General features: G+C 34.9%; 10 protein-coding genes. 1 reads left to right on the top strand and 9 read right to left on the bottom strand.

The window, feature by feature from the left end; genetic code table 11:
- Nucleotides 1-54: 54 nt before the first annotated feature.
- The 9 genes from ACQKNZ_RS09090 to ACQKNZ_RS09050 all read right to left on the bottom strand — a co-directional run bounded on the left by ACQKNZ_RS09090 (nucleotide 55) and on the right by ACQKNZ_RS09050 (nucleotide 11060).
- On the bottom strand, nucleotides 55-1656 hold the full coding sequence (locus tag ACQKNZ_RS09090; protein ID WP_427659286.1) for an extracellular solute-binding protein: 1602 nt from the start codon (nucleotides 1654-1656) through the stop codon (nucleotides 55-57).
- 99 nt (nucleotides 1657-1755) lie between these two features.
- Entirely contained in the window at nucleotides 1756-3348 is a 1593-nt protein-coding gene (gene nagZ / locus ACQKNZ_RS09085; RefSeq protein WP_427659284.1) for a beta-N-acetylhexosaminidase, read from the bottom strand.
- A gap of 362 nt (nucleotides 3349-3710) precedes the next feature.
- Entirely contained in the window at nucleotides 3711-5240 is a 1530-nt protein-coding gene (locus ACQKNZ_RS09080; protein WP_427659282.1) for a glycoside hydrolase family 10 protein, read from the bottom strand.
- Nucleotides 5241-5602: 362 nt separating this feature from the next.
- Complete coding sequence (locus tag ACQKNZ_RS09075; protein WP_154310526.1) at nucleotides 5603-6595, bottom strand: DUF3196 family protein; 993 nt, start codon at nucleotides 6593-6595, stop codon at nucleotides 5603-5605.
- Between the two features lie 509 nt (nucleotides 6596-7104).
- On the bottom strand, nucleotides 7105-7359 hold the full coding sequence (locus ACQKNZ_RS09070) for a hypothetical protein (protein WP_427659280.1): 255 nt from the start codon (nucleotides 7357-7359) through the stop codon (nucleotides 7105-7107).
- Nucleotides 7360-7606: 247 nt separating this feature from the next.
- Nucleotides 7607-8164 (bottom strand): integrase, encoded by a 558-nt coding sequence (locus ACQKNZ_RS09065; RefSeq protein ID WP_195761990.1) that lies wholly within the window; start codon nucleotides 8162-8164, stop codon nucleotides 7607-7609.
- Between the two features lie 367 nt (nucleotides 8165-8531).
- Entirely contained in the window at nucleotides 8532-8780 is a 249-nt protein-coding gene (locus ACQKNZ_RS09060) for a KGG domain-containing protein (RefSeq protein ID WP_427659278.1), read from the bottom strand.
- A 90-nt stretch (nucleotides 8781-8870) separates the two neighbouring features.
- On the bottom strand, nucleotides 8871-9113 hold the full coding sequence (locus ACQKNZ_RS09055; RefSeq protein WP_427659276.1) for a KGG domain-containing protein: 243 nt from the start codon (nucleotides 9111-9113) through the stop codon (nucleotides 8871-8873).
- Between the two features lie 108 nt (nucleotides 9114-9221).
- Nucleotides 9222-11060, bottom strand: coding sequence for a DNA ligase D (locus ACQKNZ_RS09050; RefSeq protein WP_427659274.1), 1839 nt, complete (start codon nucleotides 11058-11060; stop codon nucleotides 9222-9224).
- Between the two features lie 121 nt (nucleotides 11061-11181).
- On the opposite strand from ACQKNZ_RS09050, the gene ACQKNZ_RS09045 reads away from it, so the two are divergent.
- Nucleotides 11182-12009, top strand: coding sequence for a Ku protein (locus ACQKNZ_RS09045; RefSeq protein ID WP_154310520.1), 828 nt, complete (start codon nucleotides 11182-11184; stop codon nucleotides 12007-12009).
- Nucleotides 12010-12045 lie beyond the last annotated feature (36 nt).

Raw genomic sequence — 12045 nt, 5'->3', positions numbered from 1 at the left:
AGAATTGCCGAGGAAAAACATTCCTCGACAACTTTAGAAGGCTGCATATTCTTATTACTTTTTGTATCTTTCATATGCTTTTTGTTGAATCTCCATGAATTCCTTTAGTCCCATTTTTTCAATAGTTTTCACATAAGAATCCCACTCATCTAGAGAAGTTTCACCAGTAATGAATTTTGCCTGCATTTCCTGTACATATTTATTGATATCAGCTTTCAGGACATTTACTTGATCGTTTTCTTCAGCTGTGTAAGTAAAATTAGGCCAAACTTCATCAATTAGATATGGCTCAAGCTCTTTAGTAGCCTCGATATCTCCTGGTGCATTTTCAGAACCAGTGAAATAGTCATCTGTAATCATTACAGGGTGATTTCCACCTGGATTGATTAAATATTTTGCAAGCTCCTGTGTCATCGTTAAGCCATCTTTACTGTTTGTAATTTTTTCTAATAGCTTCGGTCCATCTGCAGTCTCTTCATAGGTCTCTCCTTCGATACCCATAAAGAACATCAATGCTCCTTCATCGCTATAGAAATGATCTAACCATCTAACCGTTTCAGCAGGATACTTGTTCTCACTCGTAATAGCAAAGTTCCCTAAGTCTCTTAGTGGCGACGTAACTCCTGTATATAGCTTTTCTCCATCTGGTCCAACCAATGCGTTACCTACCACGTAGTCCTTACCAATTTCCTCACCAAACAATTCTACAGGATTATAGAATTGAGTAGCTCCGTATAATTCCTCTGCTGCACCAGCCAAATATTTAGGTACGTCAATGGAATAGATGCCTTGATCAATCAAACCTTCTGAGTACAATTTATGCATATACTCTAACATTTCTTTATATTCTGGAGCAGTAGAGAAGAAACGTAGATCACCAGCTGAGTCTGTATCTACCAATGTATGAAGTTGTCCTTTGTTTTGTATTCCGAACGCCCCTGAAATCCAATGTAGGATACGGGTCATAGAGACACTACTTAAAGGAATCTCATCGTTTTTACCATTTCCATTTAAATCTGTTTCTTTTACAGCTTTCAAATAAGCATATAGTTCATCTGTCGTTTCAGGATTTTTCATCCCTAATTGATCAAGCCAATCTTTTTTTATCCATGGTTTAGCTCCTATTAATAGAGAAGTAAACTCAGGAGAATAAATAGTAGGGAAGGAATAGATTTTACCGTCTGGGAAAGTAAGTCCTTTTTTAATTTCAGGATTGGCTTCCAAAACCTTGTTTAGGTTTGGTGCATACTCCTCGATTAAATCATTTAATGGGATAAACGTTCCTTGCTGACCGTATTTTTGTAAATCCCCTACGGGTATCGTCGCTGCATAAAAAACATCTGGCAATGTTCCACTTGCTAAGGCGAGATTACGCTTTTCTTCTAACCCATCAGCAGGGACTTGTTGCCATGTTATGTCCATATTTGTCATTTTTTCATATTCATTCAATATTAAAACGTCATTCCAATCATCAGCTGTAGTCGCTGACTTACCAGCAAAAATATCCAGTTTAATAGTTTCGTTGACTATTGGCATTCCTGTTTTGTTAAAATTTTTACTGTCTGGTTCAACTTTACCTTTCGCTTCATCATCCGAACAAGCTGCTAAGGCTAAAGCTGCGATTAGAGCTAACGATACTATTTTCTTACCTCTCATTTGTGATACCCCCTAGTTTTTTTGAAATAGTTTTGTTACTAAATGACCAACTATTTTGTAAACACTCTTCCCTCCTTACACTATGTATCCCTCACCCCCTTAAAGAGTCCCATTTACCGTTAAGGTAACTGGAAGGTCTCCACTAACCAAGGATTTTCCTAATATTGCTTTAGCAGCGGTTCTCAAAGCGAGATAAGTAAATTCATAGGTTGCTAAGTATGCTGCTACTTTTGGAAAGTACCTAAGATCATAAGGATTTCTCATTGCTACCCCTACCACTGGTATGCCTAATTTTAAAAGCTTTTCATATAAATCTATTTCGTAACTCTTAGATGAAACTGATAATGTGCCAATAACTATCACTTCAAATTTCTTTGCCCTTTCAATGAGCAATTTCATTTCTGTTATATTAAATGTCTCAGAAATATCATAACCCTCTACATGATCACTAATTTCCTTCATCGCATCACTAAGTGTTGCTTTTATTTCTTTCGTATCCTCTACCCCGTATATATAATGATTTACAGGATTAATAACTAATATCTTTTGATTCGTTTTCAAGGGTAATAAGCTTTCATTTTTTACAATCGTAACGCTCTCTTGAAATACTTTCTCAGCTAGCTGTCTATGTTTTTCGCTCCCTAAAGTCGCAAATGTAGAATGGAAGGGAGTAGTTTCCCATGACAAATACTTTTCCTTAAGCTTATTGAGTCGGTCAAGGGAAGCTTTAATAGTTTCTTCTTTCAACACACCTTCAGCTAACGCTCTTTTTATTTCTTTTATCGTACTTATCTGCACATCAAGTGTATGAGAGACCATTACCAAGTCTACACCTGCGTTAAGAGCCTCCACGGCACCTTTTTCAGTCCCGATAGTTTCTGAAATAGCCTTCATTTCCATACAATCTGTTGTTACCACCCCATCAAATCCTAGTTCCTCTCTCAGCAAACCATTAATAACTTTTTTGGATAAGGTAGCAGGAACATTCTCTCTATCTTCTATTGCGGGAAAATAGACATGTGCAGACATAATAGTATCTGCTCCTTCATTAATACATTCTATAAATGGTACTAGTTCTACTTCATTTAACCTTTTTCTGTTATGACTGATAACAGGTAGTGCTAGATGAGAATCAACATTCGAATCTCCATGTCCAGGGAAATGCTTAAGAGTCGTTATTATTCCCGCTCTTTGCATTCCTTTCATCGATTTTTTCCCAAATTCAGCAACTAGGCGAGGATCCTCACCAAAAGAGCGAACTCCAATAACCGGATTATCTGGATTATTATTAACGTCTAATACAGGCGCTAAATTCCAATTTACCCCTAATTCCCTCAGTTCTTGTCCTGTTGCAAAGCTAACGTTGAAAGCGTTTTCAATATTACTTGTAGCCCCAATAGCCATGGCCCCCGGAAATGCTGTAGTACCATTTCCCAACCGACGAACTACCCCATTCTCTTGATCCAAGCATATAAGAAGAGGATATAGGTATCCTGCTTTTTTTGCCTCTAGTTGAAGAGTAGAGGTTAAATCTAGAAGTTCATTAGGTGAACCAATATTGTGACTAAACAATATAATTCCACCAATACGATTCTCATGTATAAGTTGAATAATACTTTCTGGTACTGTCTTACCTTTAAATCCGACGACCATTAATTGCCCGACCTGAGTAGATATATCACTTTTCCCCAAATAAACACCTTCTTTTTCATAATAAAGAAATTTAATTGTTCATAATATAATGAAATATCATTTTATCGATAAAATCTGAATATTTAATAACATAACATATTTATTTTTAAAATGAAACATAATTTTTGAATTTTTATATTTTTTTCGTTTTAATATTTCAAATAAAACAAGATTGTGAATGCTAGTGCGAGATAAGAGCAAATAAGCCTCCTCCCACTCCAATTACTATAGGATTCTGTTTCAAGTACTAATTCTTATATTTTCTTGTTAATCCTCTTTCACTAAATTAGAATGACTTTTAGCTCGTTAAACAACAAAAACCTAAAGTCCTTTTTCAAGGCTTTAGGTTTTTGTTTAATCGCTTACTTTTTAATCTTTGTTTCTTCGGCATTTTTACTTTCAACACCGGTGTATGAAATAGTTGTTACGCCATAAGTGTATTGCTTATTCGTATCTACCTTTTGATCGGTGAATGTTGCAAGACCATTTTTGTCATATACAACACCTACTATATTCTTTGGATTACTATAATCACCTGCTTTATTACCTTCAAAGCGATAGATCACATATTTTCTAGCATCAATACGTTTTTTGTTGTCTATCGTAACTTGTATAGATTTGCCTTGTTTTTTGGCATTAACTAATATAGGTTTTTTAGGCTCTGCGGGACCATTCCACGCCGTAGAAGGAGTCAAGGCCTTCGTTTGATAAATTTCATTTTCAACTATATCAGCGTATCCAATCTTGTTTGCCAGAATATCTCTGAGAGTAAAATGCATCTGGCCATTCGTCTTTCCGTTTGCTCGGTTGTCCAAAATCTGCTCTGGCAATTCATATGGATTATTCCATGCAGTATCAAAATTAGCATTTACCTTATAATCTGCCATTCCAATGTAAAGGTTGATTGGATAGCCTTCTGTCTGGCTGCTCCACCAATCCAAAAGTACAGAATAATTCGCAATAGCTAACTGTCGAGACCAGTATACCTGTGGGGTAATATAATCGATATATCCTGATTGTATCCACTCTCTACTATCAGCAAAAAGTGAATCATAGTGAGCAGACCCATTGGTATCGCTACCTTCCGGATCATCCTTGCTATTTCTCCAAATACCTGACGGAGAAATTCCAAACTGTACCCACGGCTTAATATTTTTAATGTTAATATTGATATTCTGAACAAGCTCGTTTACATTATTACGTCTCCAGTCGCCAATATCATCAAAATTACCGCCGTATTGTAAATAAGTTGCTGCATCATCAAAATTTACGCCTGGATAGAAATAATCATCCATGTGAACAGCGTCTACATCGTATTTAGTAACTAGTTCTTTTACAGCGTCTATTAAGTAGCTTTGAACACCTGGAATGCCCGGATCCAAATAATATTGAGTTCCATTTTTCACCACCCATTCAGGATGAAGAGAAGCAATGTTATTTGGTGCTAATTCCTCTAGTTTTTGATTTGCCATTGTAACGCGATAAGGATTAATCCAAGCATGTAATTCCATGCCATGTTCATGTGCTGTATCTAGCATTATTTGCAGAGGATCATAGCCAGGGTTTGTCCCTTGTTTAGACCCAGTTATATAACGAGACCAAGGCGCCAGCTCAGATGGATATAGAGCATCTGCTGTCGGTTTTACCTGAAAAACAATTGTATTAAAGTTTTTTCGCTCCAACTCTTTTATTGTAGAGCGAGCCCATGATGTATAAGCAGCTTCATCCAACCCTGGCTTCAAATCAATATTTGCGACGGTAGATATCCATGAAGCCCTCATTTCCACTTTAGGAGAAATTGTACCCACCGCACTTCCTGTTTCTATACTTGTAAAGACTAGGGTGAACATAAGCAACACAGCAAAAAAGGTTTTAACATACCCCTTATTCATTCTTTTCCTCCTTTTTTATACTTCCTTTTTTCTTTTTTTAACTTAAACTATGATTTAAGACCTCCTTTTGAGTTAAACTTTATATAATACTAAGTTAATAGTTTGAAACCAGAAGAAAATTGCCATAACACCAAATTTAAATATGTAAAATTATTGAATTTTATTAAATATTAGCAATAATTTGTATATTATTTTAATCAGTAATAAAAGTCAATGAAATTTTTGTCTTAATAAAATGTAATTTCAAATTCTTTCAAAAAAAAACTCATTAATTACTACTGAATTCCAGTAATAAATAATGAGTTTTCCTATTCTTAAGAAAAGATATTTTGAATAACTAAAAAAAGTATTTGAAAAAGAATTTATTTTTCAATCGAACTTTCTACTGTCTGTATAAAATCCAATAAAGGATTAGTGTTCAGATTTTCTTCCCCAAACATTATTTGCACAAATTGAATGTAAGCCGTAGCAATCTCCTCATCTTTATAGCCTTGCCAATCAAATGGAAATAAAGCATATGCATGACGATGAACAAGTTCAGTCGTAAGCATTAGCTTAGTAGGATCTTTTTGCAGATATTCTTGGATATGCTGGTTTATCTCTTCCATTCGATCAACACCAGTATGTGGAGGTGGTGAAGAAGGAATAACCTTTTGTGATAAACCAAACTTGCTAATAGAAACTTCTTCCGTCACACCTGCACTACCTAATAGCAATAGGGCTAAGGTTTGGACTGTTGGAGATATGTCTGTACATTCTGTAATAGCTTTAATCTCAGGAATTGCTTGTAAAATATTTTTGTAAAAAGCTTGTTGCAAAATCTGTTCTTGTTCCGTGAAACTTAACTGTGTGAATGACTTTAACTTAAGTTTGTCCTTTTCGATAGGGTCAAGAGGAGCTTCATCCTCCTCTTCTAAAATATTCGTTTCGTTTGAAAGTCTATTGCTTAAATCTCTCAGCTGATGAAAATTTGTCTTCCGTTCCTCTGAAAAATTATATTCCTTTAATATTCTGTTTATCACTCTATTTAACTCTCCGTACTCCTTCAAATCTAACAGAATTGTCAAATAGAGCTCAACAATTTGTTCAAATACGGGAGATTTCTCTTCTAACAAACCTTCGCATATTTCCTTCGCTTCAATTGCTCTTCTAGTTTCTAGCAAGGTAAGTACATATACACTTAAAATTATGTCGTCCAGCTCTACATATTTCTTAGCCTCATCGAAGCAAGCTGCTGCTTTCATATAATTATTCTCTTCAGCAAATGCAAGGCCGTCACTTATTAAGGTTTCCACCATTCCCGGAAACACGATCAGATTCTCATTTGTCTGGAGGTTATGTTTTTTCTTTTTCACTATGTTCAGCCGCCTTTTGTATTCTATGTATATGTTTTATTTTATACTAACTCTTACTTATGTTCTAATTACAAGATGAATTATTTGTAAAATTAGTAATTACATTCAATCTTCTATGCATAATTGCGTTAATTTCATAATTCCAATTATTATATAGAAACACGAACAATTGAGAAGAGAATAATGAAATCTAAATGCTTTCAACGAGTAAAATGTTATTGATTTGTACTTTAGGCGGACGCTTTCCATGGCATGAGTGATAAGCCACCACCGCCATCTACGGGCACGTTTGTGATACCTTATCTTTCTCACTCACCCCACTGGAGTCGCGGCTGCCGCTCCAATCATCCATGGACAAAAGTTCGTGTTTTACTGGTAAAGTGCTATTTATGAAATTAACTAAATTAAAAGGATATTCCTATTTTTTTTTATGGAATATCCTTTAAAATCTAATTTGTTTTGCTGTCTTTTTGTCTGCTAATTGTATCATTCATCGATATTTTTTTATCTTATTTGCTATCTTTAGGAAGAGAGTTTTCAAGAATTGTGTGATTTAAATCCTGCTCCTGAAAGCTATTTGGTTGTCTCATGTCCATATCTTCGTTGTGTTTAACTGAGTTTGAGTTACTTGGACCCTGCTCCTGAAAGCTATTTGGTTGTCGCATATCTTTATCTTCGTTTTTTTCAGCTGAGCTTGATTTACTTGGATCCTGCTCCTGAAAGCTATTCGGCTGTCTCATGTCTTTCTTCACTTGTTTGTCCATTTAAATCTCCCTCTTTCTCTATATGGATTTATTATATATATTCCCTTTAATACCAGTGTGAAACCTGACCTTTTTTAAGTAATGTATAATTGGGGAGAAATAAAATATAATTGTTTTCCTTTGGGTCACCTACCAGAGCGCAAGATAGGTCCGATTTAAAATAAACTATGTACTATTATTAAATTAATCAGTTTCTTATACTAATAAAAGCCATCTGCTAAACTACTATACAGATGGCCATCAATAATTATGCAATTTGTTCACTTGTTTCTTCTATAAGAAGGTTATACAGGGATTGATCTGCTTGGTATGAATCTGTATAGGTAGACAAGCTATGTTTCTTTACTGTTTCAAAATACATAGGTTCTACTATATTGTATATTTGATTGAGTTTCTCCGCATTCGACCAAGCAGTTTGCTCAAATGAGAGATTCATTTCATGTTCTTCCAGAAGTATCTCTAATAGATTTACATCATTATAGAGCTCTTTTAGAGTATGAGTTTGCTTTATGTTATATATTTCAATTGTACGGTCTAAAGTACTCATTAATGCATTGCGATCAATAGCATGACCTAATTCATGAATCGTCAATATTTCCACATATAATTCCAAAGAAATTAATGCCGGCATTTCGCTTTTGGCTATAAGTAGCCTATTCATATCTACTCCAATATAGTTTCCTATAAAGTTGTAGCTCATATTAATTCCAGAATTATCTTTTCTAATTTCTATCTCCATATCTACCGCTTTTACAGTAGATTTGATCAGTTCTTCAATTCCAAAGTTTATTTGAAAATCGTTCATTTAGTTATCTTTTCCCCTTACTTGAATTTTTCCAAGGACAAGTTGACCAACGACTTATACTATATAATGATAAATGCATTTTTACAATTAGTTTGCATCGATATTTCAAGAATATGTCGTTATCCTGATATCATTTCCAAGGAAATAATAAGAAGACTCCAATGCATGATTTTACTAATGCAAGGAGGAAAATAGCTCCTATTCATAAAATAAAGTTCCTGTTATAGGCATAACTAAAAAAATACCCAAGTCATTTAAGACTTGGGTATAACATAATTAATTTTGTTGTAAATTATTAATTTTAAATGGAAAGTTAATTATTTGAGCCCCGTCGACTCGCTTCGCCGCCTTTGCGACCTGCTTCTTCTCAACTCATTTTGCCATTACTTCCACTATTACCGTTGTTGCCGGAGCCGCTGCTTGCTTCTCCGCCTTTACGTCCAATCTCCTCGTAGAAATCTTGGCCATGGTTTTGAGAGGTTGCTTCTCCACCCTTTTGACCTATTTCTTCATAAAACCCACGATCATGATTATTGGAGGTAGCTTCTCCGCCCTTACGTCCCGCTTCCTCTACTGACATGCTTCGTCCACGTTTGTTTTGGTTGTTGTTAGCCATTTTAATCATCCTCCTATAGTGTAATCATTTTAGTTTTTTTTAAGACTTCTTCTAAGGTTCAACATTGTTTCAAAGGTATAATATTCTAATTTAGTTGTTGGAGCCTTGACGACTCGCTTCGCCGCCTTTGCGACCTGCTTCTTCTCGACTCATTTTGCCATTACTTCCATTATTACCGTTGTTGCCGGAGCCGCTACTTGCTTCTCCGCCTTTACGGCCAATCTCCTCATAGAACTCTCGATCATGATTATTAGAGGTTGCTTCTCCACCTTTACGGCCCGCTTCCTCTACTGACATGCTTCGTCCACGTTTGTTTTGGTTGTTGTTAGCCATATAACAATTCCTCCTCATTCATGTTTTGAGCTATTGATTCGAGCTCACTATTCATATTCCCATCTGAAAATAGCTAAAACATTTAAAAGCTAAAATAGGAGGTTTCTCTTAGCTCTTATGAATATTTAATATGTTTTTTAACTGTTCTAGTACTTTTTTGAATGCTTCTCCGTTTTCTACATGCCAAAAGTTGTTAAATAGATTTCCGTGCTTTTCAATTCTTTCCAAAGCAATTGGTATCGAAAAAAAAGTCGGACTTAGTTGTTCGTTAACCTCCTCCCACTTTAAGGGTGTAGCGACAAAACCACCTTCATTCCCTCTAGTAGAATATGGAGCAATTATTGTTTTTCCTTCGTGATGTTGCACATAATCCAAGTACAACTTGTTATTTCTATTCTTTTTCATTCGTTCCGTAGTAAAAATATCGGGATTTTGTTCACATAAGAAATCGCAGACAAACTTTGTGAAAATCCTAGTTTCTTCATAAGAAAATAAATTTTTAGGTAAAGGTATATATATTTGTAATCCCTTGCCTCCAGATGTTTTGATAAATGAAATAAGAGAAAAATTATCAAATATAGCTTTCATTTTAAGAGCTGCATCCACTGCCATCCAAAAATAATCCACTGATGGTGGGTCTAAGTCAAACACAATTTCTGTTGGCAATTCTGAATGAATAGTTTGAAATGGTATATGGAATTCTAAAGCTATCTGATTCCCTAACCATAGAAGTGTTTCGATATTATTACAAAGGACATACCTATTATCTTCAAAGAACTTAGTCTTCACATAATTGGGAACGTTATCCTCCCAGTTCTTTTGATAAAAAAGTTCATCTGAAATTGCACCATGAGGATAACGAATGACAGTAAGTAAACGGTCTCGTAAAAAAGGAAGCATATAGGACGAAACCCGCTGAAGATAGTATAGGTAGTCTTCTTTTTTTATATCATTTGAAATCCATAATGGCTTATCAGGATGGGTAACCTTCACATTTTCAGGAAGTGAATATAATTGTAAATAAAATTTTCTTCTCGTACAGTTTAACGGATCACATTCAAAATTAAATCGATGGAATCTAGGCTCTCTTAAGCTTTTTCCATCAAAATCTATAGAGGCAATATCCACACATATAGAAGGTTCAATTTGCCACTTATTTCTCCCAATTTTTTGACCATTGCTATAAAAAAACTTTTGAAGAGTAACTAGCTCTTCTTCCATTAAACCATGACTAAAATTGACCACATCTACTAATTGTCCTTCGTCATAAATCGCACCAAAAAAATAATTATTACTCTTATCAAAAACTGTTAAGATGATGGTTGTAATCTTCCAGTTTTTTATCTTTATCCAATCAGTGGAACGCTTGTCACTTGTCCATCTGCTTTTTTCTTTCTTGGCAACCATTCCTTCTCCATTGTGAGCTACAATTTTCTCCCATAGTGGCTTACTATCCTTATGTAACTCAATCATTTGTATACGATTATTATCCTCGCTATTTATGTTTAATGGCAGTTTAAGATTTTTGAATAAAAGAGAGAGCTTATCCTTACGGTCAGCAAGTGTTTTGTTAGTAATGTCCTTGCCTTTATATATTAAAAGATCAAAAATAGCAAGATGACAAGGGAAATGTAATAGATGGCTTTCAATTGCCTCTTTTTTTCTCATTCTTCCCCTTGTTTGTACGATTGTAAAATGGCTTTTGTAACTATTAATCAAATGTACGATTTCTCCATCCAGGACTAGAGGTAAATAGGGTTTTACTTGCTCTTCAATGGTATAACAAAATTGTATAATTTCCGGAAACATTTTATTGAGGATGTTTTCATTTCTACTTTTTAAAATAGGCTCAACCTCCCATTCTAAAATACAGCGAAATCCATCATATTTAGTTTCATAAAGCCAATCCTTATCCAAAGGAATATTTTCACATGCAGTTAAAAGCATCGGTTTAATATGATTCCCCTTCTTTCCTTTTTTGTTAGCTTTTGATTATTTTATCTTCCTAATACATAAAACGAGTCAAAAGATTACATAGTAAGGGAAAAGGAAAAGCAGGTGGAAATATATGCATACAGTTTGGAAAGGAAGCATTAGCTTTGGTCTAGTTAATATTCCTATTAAGCTTCATGCTGCAACTGAAAATAAAGACATTAAACTTCGCCAGCTTCATAAGGAATGCATGAAGCCCATTTCCTATAAGAAAGTTTGCGAGGGCTGCAGTGAAGAAGTGAAAAGTGATGACATTGTGAAGGCTTATGAATACTCTAAAAATAAATTTGTAATACTGGATGAAGAGGAACTTGAAAAACTGCGTAAAGAAAATGAGGATAAAGCCGTTGAAATAATTGATTTTGTCAAACTTGAAGAGATTGATCCTATATTTTTTGAAAGAAGTTACTTTATGGCTCCAGACAGCGGTGGTTCGAAGGCATACTCACTATTAAGAAAAGCACTAGAGGACTCTGGAAAAATCGGAGTGGCTAAAATTATTATTAGGGCTAAAGAGCAGTTAGCAGTGGTTCGAGTTTATAAGGAAATGCTAGTGATGGAAACCATCCATTATCCGGATGAGGTGAGAAATGCTTCGGATGTCCCGAATATTCCTCTTGAACAAACTGTAGTAAAAAAGGAATTAGAAACTGCTCTATTATTAGTTGATCAGCTAACTACTGAATTTAATCCTGACAAGTATACGGATGATTATCGAACGGCACTTATGGAATTAATTGAAGAGAAAAAAGTTAGTAACCCAACTGTAGAGGCTGACAGTAAACAGCCCGCTGTTGCATCAAATGTTACTGATTTAATGGAAGCACTACAAGCGTCCTTAGACAAAACGAAAAAGAAAAAGACTCCTGCCCGGAAAAGAACTCCAAAGGCAAAGACGTCTTAAGTTTAATCATTAATAAGTAAAGCCTTCCTTTATAGG

The organism is Psychrobacillus sp. NPDC093200 (genome assembly GCF_050280345.1).
In the GTDB taxonomy this organism is placed as follows: Bacteria; Bacillota; Bacilli; order Bacillales_A; family Planococcaceae; genus Psychrobacillus; species Psychrobacillus faecigallinarum.
The sequence above is the reverse complement of the archived record's forward strand: the minus strand, read 5'-3'. Positions and strand labels throughout refer to the sequence as shown.